This is a genomic window from Campylobacter concisus (assembly GCF_003049735.1).
Taxonomy (GTDB): Bacteria; Campylobacterota; Campylobacteria; order Campylobacterales; family Campylobacteraceae; genus Campylobacter_A; species Campylobacter_A concisus_AN.
The window spans coordinates 80290-103060 of record NZ_PIRM01000004.1 but is presented as its reverse complement, the minus strand read 5'-3'; the positions used below and the strand labels follow the sequence as shown (position 1 = coordinate 103060).

Genomic DNA, 22771 nt, shown 5'->3' with positions numbered 1-22771 from the left:
AATGTCTGAGATGGATTTTGTTGATTGGTCTAGGGCTCAGTTTGCGCTGACTGCCATTTACCACTTTTTGTTTGTCCCGCTTACTTTGGGGCTAAGTTTTATCATCGCCATTATGGAGACGATATATGTTAAAACCGGCGATAAAGTCTGGCTTGAGATAACGAAATTTTGGCTAAAGCTCTTTGGCATAAATTTCGCTATCGGTGTGGCTACTGGTATCATCATGGAGTTTGAGTTTGGTACAAACTGGGCAAATTACAGCTGGTTTGTCGGCGATATCTTCGGTGCTCCTCTTGCGATTGAGGGCTTGCTCGCATTTTTCATGGAGAGTACATTTTTTGCCATTATGTTTTTTGGCTGGGATAAAGTCAGCAAGAAATTTCACCTACTTTCAACTTGGCTTGTCGCGATCGGTTCAAATTTAAGCGCGCTTTGGATCTTGATCGCAAATGGCTGGATGCAGTATCCTATCGGCATGAAATTTAACCCAGATACTGCCAGAATGGAGATGGAAAATTTCTTTGAAGTTGCGCTAAATCCTCTTGGAATTAGCAAATTTTTACACACAGTAACTAGCGGCTACACCATCTCAGCTATCTTTGTGATAGGAATTTCTGCTTGGTTTTTAATCAAAAAACGCCACATCTTGCTAGCTAAAAAAAGCATCGTCGTTGCTAGCGCATTTGGCCTTATCACATCGGCATTTTTGCTACTTAGCGGCGATGAGAGTGCATATTTTGTAGCTCAAAAGCAGCCTATGAAGCTTGCAGCTATGGAGGGACTTTATAAGGGCGAAACTAACGCTGGTCTAGTTGCCGCTGGTATTTTAAACCTAGCTAAAGAGCTTGGCGACGAGAGCGAGCCATTTTTGCTTGAGATAAAGGTGCCTTACGCACTTGGTATCATGGCAAACAGAGAGCTTGACTCATTTACACCAGGTATAAATGACCTACTTTATGGTAATAGCGAGCACAATCTAATAAGCGTTGAAGAGAAGATGGCAAAGGGCAAAGTAGCTATCGAGGCTCTTAAAAACTACAAAGAAGCCAAAAAAGCAAATGACGAGAGTTTGATGAAAAGCTCACTTTCAAATTTAGAGAGCAACCTAAATTTCTTAGGATATGGCTATCTTAAAGATGCAAAAGAAGCCGTGCCACCAGTTGCACTTACATTTTATAGCTTCCACATCATGGTTGTACTTGGCACTTACTTTATAGCTCTTTTTGCTATCACTCTTTATCTAAATCTCTCAAGAAAATATAAATTTGAAAACATAAGAGCATTTTTGTGGATCTGCCTCTTTACTATACCGCTTGGCTACATCGCAGCTGAAGCTGGCTGGATAGTAGCAGAGGTCGGTCGTCAGCCATGGGTGATACAAGATCTCATGACCGTTGGCGTTGGAGCTACGAATTTAGCAGACTCAAATATCAAAATTTCATTTATATTATTTGCTGTTTTATTTACGGTCTTGCTGATAGCCGAGATCAAAATCATGCTTAAGCAAATAAAGATAGGATTTAACGACCATGCATAGTTTAAGCTTAGAAAATTTACAAATTTATTGGTGGTTTATAGTTAGCCTTCTTGGCGGACTTTTGGTATTTATGATGTTTGTTCAAGGCGGTCAGTCGCTCATCTTTAGCCTTGGCAAGGACGAGCTGAAAAAAGATATGCTCATAAATTCTATCGGTAGAAAATGGGAGCTTACATTTACGACGCTTGTTATGTTTGGAGGCGCGTGCTTTGCGGCGTTCCCGCTATTTTACGCTACGAGTTTTGGTGGCGCTTACTGGGTTTGGCTGGCTATTTTATTTTGCTTTATCATCCAAGCTGTAAGCTACGAGTACCGCAAAAAGCCCGATAACTTCTTAGGCGCTAGAACTTATGAAATTTTCCTTTTCATAAATGGCTCACTTGGCGTTATTCTTATTGGTATGGCTGTTAGTACATTTTTTAGCGGAAGCGACTTTGTGCTAAATGAGCATAATTTTGTCGAGTGGAAGACTCCATTTCGCGGCCTTGAAGCATTGGCAAATCCTTACTTGTACTTGCTTGGAATAGCGATGTTTTTCCTGTCTCGCATAGGTGGCTGCTTATATCTTATGAATAACATCGCTGATGGCGAATTTATACAAAACGCTAGAAAACAGCTACTTATCAACACCGTGCTATTCTTGCCATTTTTCTTAGGATTTCTTGCTTGGGTGCTTACAAAAGATGGCTTTGCATACGACGTAAATGGCGTAGTTAGCCTTATGCCTTACAAATACGCTATAAATTTGATCGAGATGCCTATCGTTGGTATATTGCTTCTTGTTGGCGTTGTTTTGGTACTTGTTGGGATTTTCCAAGGAGCATTTACAAAAAGCATACGTGGAATTTTTGCTTATGGCGTTGGCGTTACACTTGCTGTAACCGCGCTATTTTTAATAACAGGACTAAATGGCACAGCATTTTATCCGTCATTTAGCGACCTTGCTAGCTCGCTAACTATCAAAAACGCAAGCTCAAGTCACTACACACTTGGCGTTATGGCCTATGTTAGTTTGCTAGTGCCAGTAGTGCTTACTTATATCATCGTCGTCTGGCGAGCGATAGATAACAAGAAGATCACGCAAGACGAGATCAAAAACGATCATCACGCATACTAAGGATAAAAGATGTTAGAAGCAGGAATTTTTTTGATACTTTGGCCAGTGACGCTATTTGTTAGCTATAAATTTGTTCTTTTTTCTCTTAAGAAATTTGATACAAATAACTAAAATTTAGGGGCGTTTGCCCCTAAATTCTTCTTTTTATTTTTACTCTTTAAAACGACTTCTTGATAAATTTACTTAAGCCACTTTTCATATAAGCGTTAGTTTTGTGTGAAATTTGGGTAGTAAGATATCATTAAATTTTATTAAAGGAGCGAAAATGAGCAAGAATTTCTTAGGTTCTGTTGCCCTTGCGGCTGTTTTGGTTAGTGGTCTTAGTATAGGCATCACGCCACTAGAGGCTGGAGTCCTGGCTCATCACGTAAAGGTTCAAGGCGAGCTTGGATCAGTCTTTATAAACCCCTACGACGTATCGCCGCTAACTGCTATCATCGATAGAGCTGGCAAAGACATCAAAGATATCCATGTCAAAGTAAAAGGCAAGCCAGATGGTGGTATCGATATCGATTATAACGTCTCAGAGCATGCCCTGCTAACGCATGATGGTGTGCCTATTTGGGGACTTTACCCTGACTATCTAAATGAAGTAGTCGTAAGCTACACATTTAACGGAGCTAAAAAGGTAGAAACGTATAAAATTTACGCCCAGCCTATCGTCACATATAGCCGTGATTTTAGATTTTATCACATGCAAAAGACTCGCGTCAAAAAGGTCGATCCTGCCTTTAAAAACAGGCTCTATCTCATAAACAACACGATCACAAGCGTCTATAAACCACTTGATTGGAAAAATGGCGGAGCTGCTAGCTGGAACGACTTTACCGAAAACTACATCGTAGACACCAAAGGTGAGGTTAGATGGTATCTTGACTATCAGAAATTTTACGACCGTAGTGAGCGCAGAGTGATGGATGGGGGCATGATGATGGGCTTTCATCAGCTAAAAAATGGCGATATCAGCTTTGGCATGGCTCAAAGATATCTAAGATATGACCTTATGGGAAAAGAAATTTATAACCGCCCACTTCCAAGAGGCTACATCGATCTAAGCCATGAAGTTATGCCATTAAAGGACGATCACGCACTTCTTAGAGTTGGCAAATACAACTACCATCACAAAGACGGCAAAATTTCTCACACTATAAGAGATCACATCATCGAGGTCGATAGCACCGGTAAAGTGGTCGAAGAGTGGGATCTAAATGAAATTTTTGGTAACAACGTCTACCGCAGCAACCTCATAAAAGCGCTTGATGCTAGAGCTGTTTGCCTAAATATCGATATGGACGCAAAAGAGATAAAGATAAGTAATGATCTACCATTTGGCGACATCACCTCTACTGGCACAGGTAGAAACTGGGCTCACGTAAACTCTATCTCATACGATGAGAGCGACGATAGCATCATCCTCTCACTTCGCCACCAAGGCATCGTAAAGATAGGACGTGACAAGAAAGTAAAATGGATATTAGCTTCGCTTGAGGGCTGGAGTGAAGAATTTAAAGCCAAAGTGCTAACTCCAGTCGATAGCAAAGGTAATAAGATAAAATGCGAAAACTCAAAATGCGAGGGCGAATTTGACTGGTCATGGACTCAGCACACCGCATGGCTAACACCAAGATACGACAACAAAGGCAGCATAAAACACCTAAGCGTCTTTGACAATGGCGATGCAAGAGGCATGGAGCAACCAGCCTTTAAAGAGGATAAATACTCCCGCGCGGTTGAGTACAAGATAGATGAGAAAAAGGGCACGGTTGAACAAACTTGGCAGTTTGGCAAAGAGCGTGGCTTTGACTTTTATAGCGCAGTTACTAGCAACGTCGAGTGGCAAAAAGATAAAAATACCTACTTCATCTCAAGCTCAAATGTAAATTTACTTCGCCCTGACAAGACTATCAAAATGGTCTTAGTTGAGATCGATCCAAAGACAAATGAGATCAAATTTGAGATGGATGTGGACTCTGCTTCAAGAGATGATGTCGCTTATAGGGCGATGGTTATTAATCCGGAGGTATTTAGTTATTAGCAGTATCTGGTGTGAGATTTTTCTCGCACCAGCTTTTAGTTGTTGTTTTGAAATTTATAGATTGCTTCTTTGATTCTAGTAAGGTTAAAATTTATCGCTCGCTCTAGTTCTGGCAAGTCTATATCTTTATCCGCTTCGAATGTTTTTACCATATCGCTTAGCTCTTTTGTCTCATCACTTGAAAGAACTATGCTTTTAAAATTATCATCATCTATCTGGTCAAATTTTAAAAAGATCGATGCAAATTTATCTTTTAAAATTTCTTTATTTAGCTTTCTATTTTCCAAAGCTTTCTTTGTTCCACCATTTTTATTACAGGTTCTAAATATCGAATCTATTGTTTCATTCACTTCATCAAGTAAAATTTCTGTTTTTTCACTTTGCATATAAAACTCTCTTAACTATAAATTAAATTTAAAATAAAAGCTAAATCGCTCTTGTTTTGGAGATTAGAAGTTGTTTTACTTCTTCGCGTAAAAAGGAAAAATTAAAGTTGTATTTGTGAAGTTATTTTCATAAAAGTTTGTGCCAGAATTTAAAATTTTAGTTTGCATTGGCATCACTTTTATGCCCTCTGTTTTTGCGATCATTTTATCATCCTTGTTAAAAAATTTTATCGCATTGTATAAATTTTCATAAGTCTTGTAAATTGTACCAGGGTACAATAAAGCCCTATAAATCAATATTTATAACACATTGATAATATTTTTACGTTATTATTTTGCATACTGCTTTGATTAAAATTGCCGAAATTTCGTAGCTATTTAGCTCATCCTTTTTGGATAAATTTTACAAATTTAATGTGTTATTTATGTAATAAAAAAATTTTCAAATTTGCAAAAATTTTTTAAAATCTTTGATACTTTATATGTGATAAAATCCTCTCAAATTTTAAAAAAGGATCAAATTTGAGAAGCGACATAATAAAAAAAGGCTACACAAGAGCCCCACACCGCTCACTTTTACGTGCTACTGGACTAAAAGACGATGACTTTAATAAACCATTTATCGGCGTCGCAAACAGCTTTATAGAGATCATACCTGGCCACTTTTTCTTAAACAAATACGCACAAATTTTAAAAGATGAAATTCGCAAAAATGGCTGTATTCCATTTGAGTTTAACTGCATCGGCGTGGATGATGGCATCGCGATGGGACATGGTGGCATGCTATATAGCTTGCCTAGCCGCGAGATCATCGCAAACTCGATAGAAACCGTTATGAACGCTCACGCACTTGACGCACTCGTTTGTATGCCAAACTGCGACAAGATCGTCCCTGGCATGGTTATGGGTGCTTTAAGGGTCAATGTCCCAACAGTGTTTGTAAGCGGTGGCCCAATGAAAAAAGGCTACACAAAAGATGGCAAGCCGATAGATCTTGCGACTGCGTTTGAGGCGGTTGGTAAATTTGAGACCAAAGAGATAGACGAAGCCGAGCTAAGAGATATCGAGTGCAATGCATGTCCAAGCGGTGGTAGTTGCAGCGGTATGTTTACAGCAAATTCTATGAACACACTTTGTGAAGCGATGGGCATAGCACTCCCTGGCAACGGCACTATCCTAGCACTAACCCCAGAGCGTGAGGAGCTTATTAGACAGGCTGCTCGCAGGATCTGTGAGATCGCACTTGATGAGAAATTTAAAATCAGAAACATACTAAATGAAAAAGCGATCCGCAACGCTCTTGTCGTTGATATGGCGATGGGCGGCAGCAGCAACACCGTTCTTCACATGCTAGCCATCTCAAGAGAGGCAGGCGTAAATTTAGATATCAAAGAGCTAAATAAAATCAGCCAAAATATCGCTCATATCGCTAAAATCAGCCCAAGCTTACCAAATGTGCACATGGAGGACATCGGTAGAGCTGGTGGCATGAATGCAGTAATAAAAGAAATTTCACGCAGAGATAATGGCATGCTAAATTTGGATAATCTCACAGTTAGTGGCGAAACTTTAGGAGAGCGTGTAAAGGTAAGTGACATCAAAGATGAAAGCATCATTCACAAAGTAGAAAACGCCTATTCACAAGTTGGCGGACTTGCCATTTTGTTTGGAAATTTAGCCGAGCAAGGCTGTGTAATCAAGACAGCTGGCATCGTTGGCGAGCGTAAATTTAGTGGTAAAGCAGTCTGCTTTAACTCACAAGATGAAGCAATAGCTGGCATTTCAAGCGGTAAAGTAGATAAAGGCGATGTCGTCGTCATCCGATACGAAGGTCCGCGCGGAGGCCCTGGCATGCAAGAGATGCTAAGCCCTACTTCACTCATCATGGGACGAGGCCTTGGCGCAGACGTGGCGCTCATCACAGATGGTCGCTTTAGCGGGGCGACAAGAGGTCTAAGCATCGGCCACGTGAGCCCAGAAGCAGCCGAGGGTGGCATGATAGGCTTGCTACAAGATGACGACATAATCGATATAGACGTCGATAAATACGAGATAAACGTTCGCCTAAGCGAAGCCGAGATCGCAAAGAGAAGAGCAGAATTTAAGCCAGTTGATAAACCGCTAACATCTCGCTGGCTAAGGCAATACCGCAAACTAGTCACAAACGCAAGCAACGGAGCAGTGCTAGAAGCATAAAAATTTATTACAAAAGCGAGGAGTAGTCTCTTTGCTTTTATAAAAATATAAAAATTTCTTCATTTTTTAAGGATACTAAATGCAACAAGATTTCTATTTTTATGCTGCCATATTTTTAGGACTACTATTTTTGATTGCGATATTTGTCATCTATTCATTTAATAGGGACAAACTCGAACTAAAGCGAAATTTGGCGCAAAAAGAGCAAGAAAATTTTGAAATTTCATCAAATCTAACAAATTTAGTATCTAAAAATAGTGAAAATCTGCAACTAATTAGCGAGCAAAAAGCAAGGCTTATGTCAAATCACGAGCGAATAGACGAGCTCATCAGTGAGATCGATGCGCTAAAAACCAAAATAGCACAAAAAGACGAAGCTGAAGATGCGATGGAGCGCGTGATAAACGAGCTTAAAGAGAGTATCGGTACAGCAAATGAAAGGGCCAAGAATAACGAGGCAAATTTTACTGCAACACTAGCTGAGCTAAATCAAAATAAAAATGCTTTAGCTGAAGTGAGTGAGAGAGAAAATAGATTAAAACGTGATATGGCTGTACTTAGAAATGAAATAGAAGCAAAAGAAAATAGCCTAAAAGAGCAAGAGGTAAATTTATTAAAAGTAAAAAATGAGTTAAATTTGGAATTTTCTAATCTTGCAAATAAAATATTTGAAGAAAAAAGTGCAAATTTCACACAAAATAGCCAAAATTCTTTAGATCTTTTACTAAAGCCACTAAAGGAGCAAATTTCAACCTTTCAAGAGCGTGTAAATGCAGTCCACGACGAATCCGTTAAAGGTATGAGCGCGCTAGGAACGCAGATTAAGCACATAAGTGAAATTGGTATCTCAATGTCAAAAGAGGCAAACTCACTAGCCACTGCACTAAAAGGTAGCAATAAAACACTTGGAAACTGGGGTGAAATACAGCTTGAACGCACATTTGAGGCTTCTGGACTTGTAAAAGATGAGCATTACTTGACCCAACAAAATTTCAAAAACGAAGAAGGCAAACGTCTTATTCCTGATTTTATAGTAAAGATACCAGACGGCAAGCATCTAATAGTTGATTCTAAAGTCTCACTTATAGCTTACGAAAAGGCTATCACAGCCAGCAACGAAGAGGAGCTAAATTTAGCATTGAAAGAGCATATTGCTTCTATGAAAAATCACATAGATAGCTTAAATAGCAAAAATTACGGCGAGATCGTACCTGATAGTCCTGATTTTGTATTGATGTTTATACCAATTGAGCCAGCATATATCGAGGCTATGAAATTTGATAGTTCACTTTTTGACTATGCGTTTCAAAAGCGCGTAATACTAGTATCTCACACTACGCTTATGCCTATTCTTCGCACAGTGGCAAATTTATGGCGCATAGAGCGTGGCAATGAAGAGGCCAAAAATATCGTAAAGAGTGCGATTAAAATTTATGATAAAGTCCGCAATGTGGCCGAGCACATGAATAGACTTAGCAATACACTAAATACTGCAAATAAACATTTTAACGCCCTTGCATCAAGTTTTAGTGGTAGAGATGGCCTTGTTAGTAGACTTGAAAATTTTAAACGCTTGTCTCCAGATGAGCAAAAAGATATAGAAGTAAAAGAGATAGGCGTAAATAACGAGTTAGAAAAAGAGGATTAGGGTATGGCTAGAAAAACTAGCCATAAAATTTATTTTAAAAGACCTTGTTTTTTCATTTGTTCCATTACTTGAGCAAACATCTCTTTAGCTTGTTTGCAAGTAGCGTCTTGTTGCTCTTTTGGTAAAGAAGCTAGCTGATCCATTGATTGTTTCTTTTGATCTTCATACATTTTTACTTGTTGCTCTTGACCAGCTTGTTTGTAAGCTTCAACCATCTTATCGATGTCTGAGAAGTATGATTTGCAAGTATCTGTAAGATCTGCAGCGTTTAGGCTTAGTGTAAAGCCAAGAGTAGCTAAAACTAAAAGTGATTTTTTCATCTCTTTCTCCTTGTGAAAATTTGAAAGGATTGTATCATTTTTATAATATTTTATGACTTAAATTAATAGTCAAGGCAAACACCTTGACTAATTTTGGCTTTTTAGCCTAGAAATTCGCGCTTAAAATACTCTTTTGGAGCTTTGCAAAGTGGGCAAGCGCCTGGAGCTTTTTTGCCTCTGTGAACGTGTCCGCACACCTCACAAACCCAGATATCTTCCTCGTCGCTCTCAAAAAAGCCCTCTTCATCAAGCATCTTTTTAAGCTCTAAATACTCTCTTTCATGCTCAACCTCAACCTTGCCGATCGCGTTAAATAGCCTCTCAACATCTCTTAGCTCTTCTTCTTTTGCGATCTTTGCAAAGTCTGGATACATCGTCGTATGCTCGTAGTTTTCGCCAGCTGCAGCGTCAAGTAAATTTTTATCCATCTTATCGATCGGATCGTTCATCATCTCGTGATATTTCTTAAACTCAGCTCTTGCATGCCATTTTTCGTTTTCAGCTGCTTCGTAAAAGTGTCTAGCTATCGCGTGATAGCCTGCTTCTTTGGCTAGGTCACCGTAAAGCTCGTACTTGTTTCTAGCTTGTGACTCGCCAGCAAATGCCTTCATCAAATTTACCGCTGTTAAATTTTCAGTCACACATTTCATCTCTTCGCCGCAACAGGTTAGTGTACCGCCGCCAACCTTTTGCACCTCGATCTCGTTACCGCATTTTTCGCATTTGTATGTTTCGTACTGTCTCATTTTGACTCCTATTTTGATAAATTTTGATTGGATTATAACCAAATAATTAAAATAAGTAAATAATAATTTTTATTGATAACGTATATTATTATTTTATTTTTTACATAAAATTTGTGTGAGTTTTGTTACAAATGGAGAAACTAGCAAAAGCACAGGATACGCCACTACAAAGGCTTTTACATAAGCGATTAGCCAAATTTTTACAAAGCCATCAACAAAGCCAAGGTTTAAATATGTCAGCACAAATGACATAAAAAATGCCATAAATGCTGACATTATAAACGCAAAAACATATTTATAAAATTTTGCTGGTATCATGAAATTTTACCTATCAGCTCGCCTAGTCTTTTTGCATGATCAAGTGCCTTTTGCTTCATCAAAGCAAGCTTTGCCTCATCGTGCCTGCTCTGATACGATAGCTCTCCGCTATAAACATATCCTGTAAACTCCATCCCACAAGTATTTGCTAGTGCCTTAAGTGGCGGCAAAAATTCCTCTATGTCATAGCGCTGAAGCGCCTCTTTTTTATAAAGCTCCTCAGGCGCGCCAGAGGTAAATGAAAGCACTAGCTTTTTGCCATGTAGCTTATCTCCCTTGCTGCCATGAGAGAAGCCATGAACTAGCACATCTTCAAACCACTTTTGTAAAAGCGATGGTACGCCGTACCAAAAAAATGGATAAACAAGCACGATCACGTCAGCCTTTACTAGCTTTTCTTGCTCGGCTTTTACATCGATAGCGTAGTTTTTATAAAGCTCACTTAGTATGTCAAATTTAGCCTCTGGCACCTGCTTTTTTAGCTCACTTAAAATGATCTTATTTGCAAAGGAATTTTCAAGGTCGGTATGACCTGATACGACTAAAATTTCACTCATTTTCTCTCCTTAAATTTACTTCTTTAAATTTATTTACAAACAAAGCTACTAGCCTTGCTCGTGTCGCCACCCACGTATGTAGCCACCTTTGGATACGCACACACCAAAAATTCCTTACCAGCGTAGGTCTTACTCTTAGCTAGCATGCTCTTTATCCTTTTCATTCCACAGCGCATCTATCATCTCATTGTTTAAAATTTTCACATCTTTTAAACTCTCACATCCTGCCTTATCAAGGGCAAAAGCCGTGCTGCTAACAAGCGCTAGTGCGCAAAAAAGTGAAATTTTCTTCATAACATCTCCTAAAATTTTACCTTACTAAATGAGGTCTCGTTTTTGAGACCAAAGCCGTCAAATTCGTCTATTAGCACAGCTCGCTCTTTGGCGTAAGCTTTGTAGTTTTCGCTGTGGCGGTAGCTCTCAAAGCTAGCTTCGTCTTTGTAAATTTCAACCAGCACCCATTTTGTTTGCCGCGTCCTTTTGACTAAAGGCAAACTGCGCGTAAGCGCCCTCATCTACGCTTTTTTGCATATATTTTTTGATGATCTTTTCAAATTTCGCATCGCTTTTTGCCTTAAGGCTTAAATTTGTGATGTGAAAGTAGGCATCTTTTAGCCTCTCTGGCGTTAAATTTTTAGAAAACGCAGCCCTCTTTTTTACACCAATAGCCTTTTTACTAGCCAAAATTTCAGCACTTGCACTTGCAAATTTCTTAAAATGCGCCGAGTTTAGATGCTTTTTATAAGTCGCCTCGTCCTCGTAAAACTCAAGCACGTAAAATAGCTCTGGCTTACTCTTTGCGCTCATAAAAAAGATCGCCTGCGTGCCTGGCTCACTCTTTGAGCTAAGGATATTTTCCCTGCCAAGCTGTCTCAGCAAGCTCTTGTTATTTGGCGTTGAAAGCAGCTCGTATAAGCTCACTTTCGCCTCCGCCCCAAAGGCAAAAGCTGCCGAAAATACTAATAAAAATAGCTTTTTAATCATCAAATTTCCTTAAATTTATTTCTCAACCACTCTTTTAATCCAAGCAAAAAGCTCGTCTAAATCGTAGTCGCCGCCATGTCCTTGTCCCCAGACCGCTTCAAAATCAACCTCTTTGCCAGCATTTTTAAGCGAAAGCGCGAGCATAGCAGGTACGGCAAGGGCTAAGTCGGTGTCGTTTGTGCCCTGTCTTATGCGGTAAAATTTCGCCGCTTCATTATTTTTAGCGTAGTTCATCGCATTCATCATCTTTATGACGCTAGCGTCTGCCATCTCGCCGCCGCTTCGCTCTTTTGCAAATTTAGTAAAGTGCTTTGCAGGCGTTTTGCTATCGCCAAAGAGGTCGTTTTCAGGATTTTCTAGCCCAAATCCGTCAAAGGCAACCACCGCCTTGGCTCGTTTTAGCGAGGCGATGAAGTCCTCAAATTTGAATGTATATCCAAGCGAGCAGCCCTGCGTATCAAGAGTTATAAATTTAGGCGTGAGAGTACTTTTGTCGCTGCTTTTTGTAGCAGTAAATGCCTTTGAAATAAGGGTGTTTATATACTCTTTGAAGCTGCCCTCGCCGTTTTCATCAAGGCTTAGCACGTGGCCTTTGGCGTCTTTTAAATTTAGCGAGTTTAGATAGGCTGGGAATTTACTCTTTAGCTCGCGCGAGAGCTCTTTTTGCGTGGCATTTAGCTCGCCTTTGATCATCTTTGGCTTTTTGCCTCTGTCGTTAAAAGTGCTCGCGTCAAGACTTGTAAAATCAATCCTTTCAAATTTATCCAAATCCCCAAACATCCACTCATACGCCTCGTCTTCATGCTCCAAATTTGTAACAGGGCAGTAGGCTGAAGCGGCATAAATTTGATCGTCCGCATTTGCAGCGCCTAGCTCTTTAAGATATGGCTCATACTCTTTTGCCTTTGCGCTTACTCCAAGAAGTACTGACATCGCGCCTCCTGCACTAGTGCCGTTTGAGATGATCTTATTTGCGTCGCCTGGCATAAATTTATCGTTAAATTTAAGATATCTAACGGCCGCTTTTAGATCGACTATCGCAGCTGGCGCTTTGCCGATAAATTTCTCGCCATCTTTTAGCGTCCTGCCCCTAGCGCCAACGCTTGCCACGACGTAGCCTCTAAGAAGCGCTTCAAGAGTGGCATTTGGCTTTTCATTTTGGATTTCTGGCTTTGGTGGCATTGCGCTCATGTAGCCACCGATCGCGTTTGGCATAAAGATAGCCCCTTTTTGGTCGCTAAATTTACCCTCTGGCACATAAAAATTTAGCACCTGATAGTCGCTAACCGGCTTTGTCACATAGACTATGCCTTCATAAGCTCTAAATTTAAGCGTCTTCTCGCCAACTTGCACGCTTTTTAGCTCAAATTTCTTTTCATCAAATTTAAGCTCGCCGCCAAAGCAAGCGCCTACCAAACAAACCCCTAAAATAGCAACTCTAACGCATTTCATGATCTGCCTTTTTATTTTGTCCTACTTTTTGTTTTACTGGCCTTGGCGTAGGCTACCAAGGCTTTAGCGTCTAGTTATCTTTTGGCTCGTATTTGATCGCGTAGTCAAATTTTGGCTTGCTTAGGCTAAACTCAAAGCTATCTCTATCCACCGAGCCAACGCAGTAATGGCTATCATAAAGTCGCAGCAAAAACTCCGCCATCTGCTCGCTCGTGTGGTACTTTTTAAACGCTTTGTCGTAGTCGTAGCTCTCTTTACTGGTTGCCACCATGCCAAATTCTGTTTTTGTGGCAGCTGGGGCCAGCACTTTAGCCTGCATCTTTGCCTGCTTGTCCTGTGCTAGCTCGTGGTAAAGCCCCTCACTAAAGGCACTTACGAAAAATTTGCTAGCGCAGTACGTGACGGCGTTTGGCACGATCTTGTAGCCGCCTATCGAGGAGATGTTTATAAGCTGCGTATCTTTGTCTTTATATTTTTTAGTAAAGAGCGTTGAGAGCGTGACAAGTGAGATGATGTTTAAATTTATCATCTGCGTGATTTTTTCTAAATTTTGCTCGCCGACCTTGTTATAGTCGCCAAAGCCAGCGTTGTTTATAAGCGCTTTTAGCTCAAATTTTTCTAATTTTCGCCAAAGAGAAAGGGCATTTTCTTGCTTTGAGAGATCGCAAAGCTCTATCATCATATCGACATTTGCAAATTTAGCTATCTCGCCTTTTAGCTCTTCTAAAAGCTCGCCCCGCCTTGCAATAAGGATCAAATTCTCCCCGCGCCTTGCAAATGCCTTTGCCGCGGCCGCTCCTATGCCTGAGCTTGCTCCAGTGATGGCGATGTATCTTTTCACTTAGCATACTCCATAGGGCTATAAATTTTGACACCCTCGCTGTGGTCATCTTGCACTACTTGCACGATCACTTTAGCGATATCAGCCGCTCTCATCGGACGATACTCGTCAAAAAAGCCTTTTGGGATAAATTTAAACGCCTTTATCGCCAGATACTCACCAAGCCTAAAGTCCTTTCTCTCAGCCTCGATAAGTGGCAGCCTAACGACGTGAAATGAGCTATATCCAAGCTCTTTTATCTTTGCTTCTGCTTGGCCTTTTGCCTTTAGGTAAAACGAGCCTGACTTTCTGCTAGCACCTGCAGCCGAGAGTAAAACAAAGCGTTTTGCCCCACACTCCAAGCCAAATTTGGCAAAATTTAGCGGATAGGTCACATCGACTTTATAAAACTGCTCTTTGTGCTTTGCCGCTTTCATCGTCGTGCCAAGCGCGCAAAATACGTCATCAGCGATAAATGGCACCTCATCTTTTAGCTCGTCAAAATTTATTACTTTTACTTCAAGCTTTTCATGAGTAAATTCTAGCTCGTGCCTAGCAAGAGCGATAACCTTACTATAATGCTCACTCTCACATAAATTTTTTAAAATCTCACTTCCCACAGCACCGCTAGCTCCAGCTATAAGGGCGATCTTTTTCATATCTTTCCTTTGTAAAATTTAGATAAATTCTATCTCGCTAAGGCAAAAATTTCACTTATTGCCTCTTTTGTATAAATTTGCTCCAAGCCCCTACTCTTGGCGTAGTCATAAACTAAAGCCATAATCTCGTCTAAATTTGTCTCATCAACGCCGATTTCAATAAGGCTTGTAGGTGTGCCAATCTTGCTAAACCACTCTTTTAGCTTTTTAATAGCCTCGTCTGCGTCATCTACGCCAAAAATTTCTTTGCCAAAGCGCTTAAATGCCTCTAAATTTCTACTCTTATACCACTTCATCCAAGCTGGCATCACCACACTTAGCCCAGCCCCGTGCGCGCAATCAACCACCGCACCTATGGCGTGCTCAATCATGTGGTTTGGATAAGAGTAGCCAGCCGTGCCAACGTAAGTTAGGCCATTTAGCGCCATCGTCGCAGCCCAAGCAAACTCGCCTCTAGCGCCATAGTTTTCAGGCTCTTTTAGTAAAATTTCAGTCATTTTCATGACGGTTTTGATGTTTGCTTCGATGTATAAATTTATGATCTCAGGCTGAATGCTCGCCGTAAAGTAGCCCTCGATGCTGTGAGCGATGATGTCTGAGGCTGAATAGACCAAGTACTCCTTGCTAACGCTTGCTTGAAGAAGCGGATTTACCACCGATACTTTTGGGTAAAGACATGCTCCATGCATGGCAAATTTCTCTTTTGTGGCTTCATTTGTGACGACTGCGCCGCCGTTCATCTCTGAGCCAGTTGCAGCAAGCGTTATGATATCAAAGATCATAAGCGCTTCTTTTGGGCAATTGCCAGTAAAAAAGTCCCAAACGTCGCCGTTATATTTAACTCCTGCAGCCACAGCCTTGGCGCTATCAAGCACCGAGCCACCGCCTATGGCTAGCACACTATCGACGCCTTGCTTTTTAGCTAAATTTATAGCCTCATTCACCTTGCTTAGCACTGGGTTTGACTTCACACCACCGATCTTGCAAAACTCGATGCCATTTGCACTTAGGCTCTTTGCTGCGACATCAAAAAGGCCATTTTTTATGACCCTGTCGCTGCCATAGATGATGAGCGTCTTTTTTGCGCCAAATTCTTTCATATATTTGCCGATGTTTTGCTCTTTATCTTTGCCGAATTCTATTTTAGTAGGGTTTAAAAAGCTGAAATTTTGCATAGTTTCTCCTTATTAGTTTTAATGATTATAGTTTTGCAAAGCAAAAATTTTTGTTAAAAATAATGAGTAGAAATTTAAAAATTTCTTAGTTTGATAGGAAGTTTTGAGATGATTTTTTTCAGATCAAAGCTACTTTTAGCATCAACTAAATTTCCAAAATTTTCACCTGTGCTAAGGAATTTTTGCAAATAATAATTGCCTCTATATCCAAGGTCATAAAGAATTTCAGACATCAAAGAAATATCTGCTTCATCTAAAAAATCTGCATGCACGGTTGTTCTTACTTCAAAATCGAAATTTATCTCAAGCAGATATTTTAGTGTGCTAATAAATTTTTCATATAAATTTGAGCCAGTTACGCCCGTAAATTTATCTTTTGGCGCTTTAAAATCAAGTGCAACATAGTCAATCAGCCCTTCTCCTATCGCCTCTTTTAAAATCTCAATATGAGAGCCATTTGTATCGACCTTTAGGCAAAAATTTCTTGACTTAACCTCTCTTGCAAGCTTCAAAAACAAAGGATTTGCTGTGCATTCGCCACCGCTAAAGACGATGCCATTTAGCTTGCCTATGCGGCGATCTAAAAAGTTACAAACCTCAGCCATTTCTATATTGCCATTTGAATTTACAACTTCTATATTGTAGCAATACACGCATCGCATATTACAGCCTGCAAACCAAACTACCGCAGCCACTTTGTCTGGATAATCAAGCGTAGTAAATGGCGTTATACTAAAGACTTTATGCAAATTTATGGACCTTTTGAGATTTAAAAGGCACAGAAGATTGTGCCTTTTTTATTTGAGTTTTTTATATTTTTATTGGCTGCGGTGATTATCTTTTGCAGCAACTTGCGTATTCGTCAAATTTAATACGCTCTTTGTGCTCACCTTTTTTACCAAGGTTAAAGCTCTCAACTGGGCGATGATAACCCATAACACGAGTATAGACTACGCATTTTGTGCGTTTATCTTGTACTTTTTCCAAAATTTCTTTTTCTGTCATTTCCTCTCCTTATTTGGAATTGTTTTTCTCTTTTTCTATTAATTCTGCATCACAAAGCGGACAAAATTCATGCTCTCCAGCAATGTAGCCATGTTTTGAACAAACGCTAAATACTGGCGTTATCGTGATATATGGAAGCTTATAATTTGAGATTATGCTCTTTACAAGCTCCTTACAAGCTTTAGGTGAGCTGATCCTTTCTTTCATATAAAGGTGAAATACTGTACCACCAGTGTATGAAGTCTGAAGATCATCTTGCAAATCAAGCGCCTCGTAAGCATCATCTGTAAAATTTGCTGGAAGCTGAGTTGAGTTTGTGTAGTAAATATTCTCCCCACCACCTGCTTGGATGATGTCTGGATAGCGCTTTTTATCCTCTTTGGCAAAGCGGTATGTCGTGCCCTCAGCTGGAGTCGCCTCAAGGTTATATAAATTTCCAGTCTCTTCTTGAAATGTCCTTATCTTATCGCGCAAAAACTCAACCATCTCAATAGCAAAATCGCGTCCAAATTTTGTTGAGATATTCTCCTTATCATTTGTAAAATTTCTAAGAAGTTCGTTCATACCATTTATACCAATCGTGCTAAAGTGGTTATTAAAGTGCTTTAGATATCTAGCCGTATAAGGATAAAGCCCTCTGTCATACATCTCTTGGATAAATTTACGCTTCTTTTCAAGTGTCGATTTAGCAAGCTCCAAAAGATAGCTTAGCCTGTTATAAAGTGCGACTTTATCGCCTTTGAAGTTGTATCCTAGGCGAGCTAAATTTATAGTAACAACGCCGATAGAGCCTGTCATCTCTGCACTACCAAAAAGACCACCACCTCGTTTTAAAAGCTCCCTTAGATCAAGCTGCAAGCGGCAGCACATAGAGCGAACATGTCCTGGTTTGTAGGCTTTTTCGTTTTCTATCTTGTTGCCATTTTCGTCATAAGTGTATTGTGAGCCGATAAAATTTTGAAAGTAGCTTGAGCCCATTTTGGCGGTATTTTCAAAGAGTACATCCGCCACTTCGCTATCCCAGTCAAAATCCTCTGTGATATTTACCGTTGGTATAGGAAATGTAAAAGGCTGTGAACACTTATCGCCAGCTGTTAAAACCTCATAAAATGCCTTATCTATGCGTGCCATTTCAGGCTCGAAGTCCTTGTAGGTCATATCGATCAAATTTTTTCTGCCACGCTCGTTTGCTTTTTTCAAAATTTTCTCATCTTTTACATTTGTAAAGAGGTGTATATCATCGCTCGTTGGGATCTGATCTCTTAGGTCGCTTGGGCAAGTGATGTCGATAGTTACGTTTGTAAATGGACTTTGTCCCCAGCGTGCAGGAACGTTTAAGTTAAAAATAAAGCTAGTGATCGCCTTTTTGATCTCAGCGTCACTTAGATCATCTTTGAAAACATAAGGCGCAAGGTAGGTGTCAAAGCTAGAAAACGCCTGAGCACCAGCCCACTCGCTTTGCAAAATTCCTAAGAAATTTGCCATTTGATAAAGCGCTTCTCTAAAATGCTTTGGCGCTTTACTCTCAACTCTGCCACGAACGCCGTTAAAGCCCTCGTTTAACAAAGCTCGCAAGCTCCAGCCAGCACAATATCCTGTAAGGCAGTCAAGGTCGTGGATGTGGTAGTCGCCATTTCTATGAGCTAGACCCTCTTCTTTGCTATAAACAGCGTCTAGCCAGTAGTTTGCGATAACTTTACCAGCGGTGTTGTTGATGAGTCCTGCGTTTGAGTAGCTTGTGTTTGAGTTTGCAGAAATTCTCCAGTCGGTGCCATTTATATACTCATTTATCGTTTGAGTTGAATTTATGTAAGTCGTATCGTCATTTAGGCCTAAAATTTGCTCACGTTGAAGCTTATGCGTGTGGCGGTAGAGCATAAAGCTCTTTAAAACGTCGAAATATCCACTATTAAATAGCTCTTTTTCGATCGCATCTTGGATGTCTTCGACTGTTATCGCGCTTGATTTTTGAAAGATATCTTGGACAACATTTGTAAAAACTTTCTCATCATAAGCTAAATTTTCGCTAGCAAATGCTTTTTTTATCGCATCTACTATCTTATATGCTACAAATTCTTGTCTTGTGCCATCTCTCTTCAAAATCTCACGCATTACTCGCTCTTTCTTCTAAATTTTCAATATAAAGTTTAAAAGTATAGGACAAGAAAGCTTAAACAATAGATAACTATTTTATTTTGTTTAATAATATTTATCAAAAAATATAAAATTTTGGAAAGTTTTCTTAAATGATATATTTACTTTATTAAGGGTATATAATATAAATTATTATTTGTTACATTAATTTTAAAAATTAATTATTTTTTATAAAATAATTAGGTTAAACTAATACTATTATAGTTTCGTATCTCTTTGCTTTTTTAAATCTAAAATAGCCATTTTTAAAACCTGAAAAGCAACTTTAGCCGTTTGGTCGTCAGGTTTAAAATTATTAGCCATCTGTTCCATAGGATGTATATAGTTTCTAAAATTTCTTAATTCGTGTGAAAATTTTTTAGTATCTTGAGACAAAATCCCTATCCCGCCAGATACATCTATCATTTCTGCTAGTTTCCAATCCTGAAAAGGTTTCACTTTGCCAGTTTTGTCTTTTGGAGATTCGTTATATATATTAAATTGTTTTGGATTTTTTAGCATAAAGTTTAACAAAAGACATTCTAAGATACTTCCACATAGTATAATTGCTGACATATATGCACCGATACCCAAGCATTTATCTATCTCTGTAACTCTATACTCCAAGACCTTTTCTAGTCCATAATCCAAAGATAAATCTTTAATATTAATGTCATCAAATTTTTTCTTTAATAATTCATCTTCCGAATCTATAGTATTTTGAACACCAAGAAGCCTATTGGTGATTTTTATGCATTCACTGTAAATTTTTTTGTTAAATTTAATCCTTCCGCTATCAACATTAAATTTATAGCGTTCCAATAAATTCTTTAATACTCTTCCATTTACTGCGTCGCTTTCAGTTTGCCAAAAGGCTCTTAATTTTTTTGCTTTGGAACTTCCATAAATGTTATATTTAATAGCATGTATATCGATTCCAGTGATATTTTGTATAAAATCGTAAAAAGTCCGATCAGTAAAATCTAAAACATAGCCAGTATCCATTTCAAAAAGCGTTTCTAAATATCTTTTTTCAATATCTGTTAAGCTGGACAAAATAATTACCTTTTGTTTTTAATGTGGATACAAAGGATACCTATGGTAAAAAGTCATAGATATCCAATAGATTTACTGACAACCTTCACATTCGATCGAGCGGTCAGCTACGTCGTTTAGTTTTTCGCTATCTGGACTTTCAGAGCGTAGATAGTAGGTTGATTTTAGTCCAAGCTCCCATGCAAGCGTGTAAATTTCACTTAAGTATCCACCGCTTGCTTTGTCTAAGCTCATGAAAATATTTAGACTTTGACCTTGATCGATCCATTTTTGGCGGATCGCGCCTGCTTTTATAAGAATTCTTTGATCAAGCTCGTAAGCTGGCGTGTAAAACTGCCAAGTATCAGGGCTGAGATTTGGCACGACATTTGGGATCATACCGCTTAGGTTGTGCTCAAACCACTTGCGTTTATAGACTGGCTCGATAGTCTGAGTGGTTCCAACAAGGATCGAGATCGAGCTAGTTGGAGCGATCGCCATTAGGTAGCCGTTTCTCATACCATCACGCTTAACCTTTTCTCTTAGCTTGTCCCAGTCGCAGATATTTTCGTCAAATAGCCCACCTTTGTCGTTTAAAAGCGCTTTTGCGTTATCGTTTGCGGTGTCTATCGGCATGATGCCTTTGCTCCATTTTGAGCCTTCAAATTTTGGATAGACGCCCTTTTCTACGGCTAAATTTGAGCTAGCGTAGATCGCGTTGTAGCTTATGTTTTCCATTATGCTATCAATCAGCGCCAAATGCTCGTAACTGCCCCATTTTACATTTTTCTCAGCTAGCATTTGCGCCTCACCCATGACACCAAGGCCGATCGAGCGAGAAGCTAGGTTTGTGTGTTTTACCTTTTTGTGTGGGTAGAAATTTAGGTCTATAACGTTATCAAGCATCCTGATGGCTATCGGCACGACACGCTCGATGTCCTCTTTGCTGTTTATCTTGCTTAAATTTATACTTGCAAGGTTGCAAACTGCCGTTTTGCCCTCGATGCTCTCTTTTTCTACGATAAAAATTTGCTTGCCTTTTAGGCTATCAAGCGCGCTAAGCTTTTTGGCCTTTTTAGTTATGCCACTATCGACAGTGACGTCTTCTTCTTCGTCAAATAGCTCCTCACCACCATCTTCGTAAGTGATCTTGATCTTATAGTAGTTTGGCGCTGTGTTTTGGAAAATTTCAGTACATAAATTTGAGCTTCTGATGATGCCCTCGTGGTCGTTTGGATTTGCCTTGTTGGCATTGTCTTTAAAGCACAAAAATGGCATGCCAGTTTCAAAATAGCTAGTTAAAATTTTCTTCCAAAGCTCTTTTGCAAGGATGGTATTTTTCTGGATATTTTCGTCGCTTTCATACTCCAAGTATCTCTTCTCAAACTCCTCGCCGTAAAGGTCGCAAAGATCACTTACTTGAGCTGGGTCAAAAAGACTCCAGCGGCCATTTTCTTTGACACGCTTCATAAATAGATCGTTTATCCAAAGCGCAGGGAAAAGCTCATGTGCACGGCGTCTCTCTTCGCCTGAATTTTTACGAAGATCAAGAAAATCACTCACGTCCATGTGCCAAGGCTCGATATAAACAGCGATCGCACCCTTTCTAGTGCCTAGCTGATCGACCGCTACTGCGATGTCGTTTGTCACTTTTAAAAATGGGATGATACCGCCAGCTGCGTTTTTGTGTCCGTCGATACTGCCGCCCATCGCACGCACCTTGCTCCAGTCCCAGCCGATACCGCCGCCAAATTTTGAAAGTAGCGCCATCTCTTTGTAGCTATCAAAAATTCCTTCAATATTATCAGGCGTACTGCCTACGTAACAGCTGCTTAGCTGGTGGCGTGTAGTCCTTGCGTTTGAGAGCGTTGGCGTGGCGAGCATTACTTCAAATTTAGAGATGAGGTCGTAAAATTTCTTAGCCCAGCCTTGACTGTCTAGCTCGTTTTGCGCTAGAAACATCGCGATCGCCATAAACATATGCTGTGGTAGCTCGATTGGCATGCCATTCTTATCTTTGATGAGATAGCGATCATAAAGCGTTTTGATACCAAGGTATGCAAACTGAAGGTCGCGCTCAGGCTTGATATAAGCGTTTAGGTCTTCTAGGTCGTACTTCTCTTTTAGCCCAGGGATGATGCGGCCTACTTTTTCACCTTTTACTAGGTAGTCTTTTAAGTGATTGTAGCCGTTAAAGCCAGACACTTTGTGATAAAGATCATATAAAAATAGCCTTGCGGCAACAAATGTCCAGTTTGGGCGGTCGATGTCGATCTTATCGACTGCTGTTTTTATAAGGGTTTGCTGAATTTCCTCAGTAGTTATCATATCTCTAAACTGGATTTTCGCGTCTACTTCAAGCTCGCTAAGGCTTACATTGCTTAGTCCAAGGACCGCTTCGTTTGTATATTTTTTGATCTTACTTATATCAAGCTCTTCTGTTCTACCATTACGTTTTATAACTTTCAAAAATATCTCTCCATGTTAAATTTTAATTTGGGATTTTATCCAAAAGGAGATAAAAACTCTCTTTGCTAAAAGGCTACTTATTAAATATAAAAACAAATCACAAAAGCAAGAAAAATAAAAGCAATTAGGTAATCTACTCCGAATGTCTTGTTTTAAAAGAGTAAAGATTGCAAAAATAA

General features: G+C 39.6%; 21 protein-coding genes and 1 pseudogene. 5 read left to right on the top strand and 17 right to left on the bottom strand.

Annotation, left to right across the window (positions count from 1 at the left end; translation table 11 throughout):
• Position 1 precedes the first annotated feature (1 nt).
• The 3 genes from CVS97_RS07470 to CVS97_RS07460 all read left to right on the top strand — a co-directional run bounded on the left by CVS97_RS07470 (position 2) and on the right by CVS97_RS07460 (position 4689).
• Positions 2–1537, top strand: coding sequence for a cytochrome ubiquinol oxidase subunit I (locus tag CVS97_RS07470; RefSeq protein ID WP_107785644.1), 1536 nt, complete (start codon positions 2–4; stop codon positions 1535–1537).
• A complete protein-coding gene (locus CVS97_RS07465) occupies positions 1530–2654 on the top strand; it encodes a cytochrome d ubiquinol oxidase subunit II (protein WP_107785643.1) in 1125 nt (374 codons plus the stop codon). The genes CVS97_RS07470 and CVS97_RS07465 overlap by 8 nt, the downstream gene beginning before the upstream one ends.
• A gap of 265 nt (positions 2655–2919) precedes the next feature.
• Positions 2920–4689, top strand: a complete 1770-nt coding sequence (locus tag CVS97_RS07460; protein ID WP_107785642.1) for an aryl-sulfate sulfotransferase — start codon at positions 2920–2922, stop codon at positions 4687–4689.
• Between the two features lie 35 nt (positions 4690–4724).
• Here the strand turns inward: CVS97_RS07460 and CVS97_RS07455 are convergent, their stop codons facing one another.
• Together CVS97_RS07455 and CVS97_RS09250 are read right to left on the bottom strand one after the other, a co-directional pair.
• Complete coding sequence (locus CVS97_RS07455; RefSeq protein WP_072595262.1) at positions 4725–5075, bottom strand: hypothetical protein; 351 nt, start codon at positions 5073–5075, stop codon at positions 4725–4727.
• A gap of 75 nt (positions 5076–5150) precedes the next feature.
• Positions 5151–5354, bottom strand: a complete 204-nt coding sequence (locus CVS97_RS09250) for a hypothetical protein (protein ID WP_141090435.1) — start codon at positions 5352–5354, stop codon at positions 5151–5153.
• Between the two features lie 243 nt (positions 5355–5597).
• Here CVS97_RS09250 and ilvD point away from each other — a divergent pair, with 243 nt between their 5' ends.
• Both ilvD and rmuC read left to right on the top strand, forming a co-directional pair.
• Positions 5598–7271: a dihydroxy-acid dehydratase gene (gene ilvD, locus CVS97_RS07450; protein WP_107785641.1), complete on the top strand. Its 1674-nt coding sequence runs from the start codon at positions 5598–5600 to the stop codon at positions 7269–7271.
• A gap of 79 nt (positions 7272–7350) precedes the next feature.
• Positions 7351–8919 (top strand): DNA recombination protein RmuC, encoded by a 1569-nt coding sequence (gene rmuC, locus CVS97_RS07445; protein ID WP_107785640.1) that lies wholly within the window; start codon positions 7351–7353, stop codon positions 8917–8919.
• Positions 8920–8948: 29 nt separating this feature from the next.
• Here the strand turns inward: rmuC and CVS97_RS07440 are convergent, their stop codons facing one another.
• From CVS97_RS07440 to CVS97_RS07370, 15 genes and pseudogenes are all read right to left on the bottom strand, one after another.
• Positions 8949–9239: a DUF5339 domain-containing protein gene (locus tag CVS97_RS07440; protein WP_107785639.1), complete on the bottom strand. Its 291-nt coding sequence runs from the start codon at positions 9237–9239 to the stop codon at positions 8949–8951.
• Positions 9240–9340: 101 nt separating this feature from the next.
• A complete protein-coding gene (locus tag CVS97_RS07435) occupies positions 9341–9985 on the bottom strand; it encodes a ferritin family protein (RefSeq protein ID WP_002940712.1) in 645 nt (214 codons plus the stop codon).
• A gap of 93 nt (positions 9986–10078) precedes the next feature.
• Positions 10079–10261: a DUF2798 domain-containing protein gene (locus tag CVS97_RS07430; RefSeq protein ID WP_316246169.1), complete on the bottom strand. Its 183-nt coding sequence runs from the start codon at positions 10259–10261 to the stop codon at positions 10079–10081.
• A 38-nt stretch (positions 10262–10299) separates the two neighbouring features.
• Complete coding sequence (locus CVS97_RS07425; protein WP_107785638.1) at positions 10300–10860, bottom strand: NAD(P)H-dependent oxidoreductase; 561 nt, start codon at positions 10858–10860, stop codon at positions 10300–10302.
• A gap of 135 nt (positions 10861–10995) precedes the next feature.
• Entirely contained in the window at positions 10996–11154 is a 159-nt protein-coding gene (locus CVS97_RS07420; RefSeq protein ID WP_234401404.1) for a hypothetical protein, read from the bottom strand.
• Positions 11155–11162: 8 nt separating this feature from the next.
• Positions 11163–11318, bottom strand: a complete 156-nt coding sequence (locus CVS97_RS09445) for a hypothetical protein (RefSeq protein WP_234401403.1) — start codon at positions 11316–11318, stop codon at positions 11163–11165.
• Positions 11308–11844, bottom strand: coding sequence for a putative quinol monooxygenase (locus tag CVS97_RS07415; protein ID WP_234401402.1), 537 nt, complete (start codon positions 11842–11844; stop codon positions 11308–11310). Before CVS97_RS07415 ends, CVS97_RS09445 begins: the two co-directional genes overlap by 11 nt.
• Positions 11845–11859: 15 nt before the next feature.
• On the bottom strand, positions 11860–13296 hold the full coding sequence (locus CVS97_RS07410; protein WP_107785637.1) for a subtype B tannase: 1437 nt from the start codon (positions 13294–13296) through the stop codon (positions 11860–11862).
• 70 nt (positions 13297–13366) lie between these two features.
• Positions 13367–14137 (bottom strand): SDR family NAD(P)-dependent oxidoreductase, encoded by a 771-nt coding sequence (locus CVS97_RS07405; RefSeq protein WP_107785636.1) that lies wholly within the window; start codon positions 14135–14137, stop codon positions 13367–13369.
• Positions 14134–14775: an NAD(P)H-binding protein gene (locus CVS97_RS07400; RefSeq protein ID WP_107785635.1), complete on the bottom strand. Its 642-nt coding sequence runs from the start codon at positions 14773–14775 to the stop codon at positions 14134–14136. The genes CVS97_RS07405 and CVS97_RS07400 overlap by 4 nt, the downstream gene beginning before the upstream one ends.
• A gap of 29 nt (positions 14776–14804) precedes the next feature.
• Entirely contained in the window at positions 14805–15950 is a 1146-nt protein-coding gene (locus CVS97_RS07395; RefSeq protein WP_107785634.1) for an iron-containing alcohol dehydrogenase, read from the bottom strand.
• 74 nt (positions 15951–16024) lie between these two features.
• Positions 16025–16699 (bottom strand): anaerobic ribonucleoside-triphosphate reductase activating protein, encoded by a 675-nt coding sequence (locus CVS97_RS07390; protein ID WP_107785633.1) that lies wholly within the window; start codon positions 16697–16699, stop codon positions 16025–16027.
• 85 nt (positions 16700–16784) lie between these two features.
• Positions 16785–19067: pseudogene (locus tag CVS97_RS07380) on the bottom strand (ribonucleoside triphosphate reductase).
• Positions 19068–19307: 240 nt separating this feature from the next.
• The gene (locus tag CVS97_RS07375; protein WP_103619213.1) at positions 19308–20144 is read right to left on the bottom strand and encodes a hypothetical protein; all 837 of its coding nucleotides are present in this window, start codon (positions 20142–20144) and stop codon (positions 19308–19310) included.
• A 72-nt stretch (positions 20145–20216) separates the two neighbouring features.
• Complete coding sequence (locus CVS97_RS07370; protein WP_107785632.1) at positions 20217–22592, bottom strand: ribonucleoside-diphosphate reductase subunit alpha; 2376 nt, start codon at positions 22590–22592, stop codon at positions 20217–20219.
• Between the last annotated feature and the right edge of the window lie 179 nt (positions 22593–22771).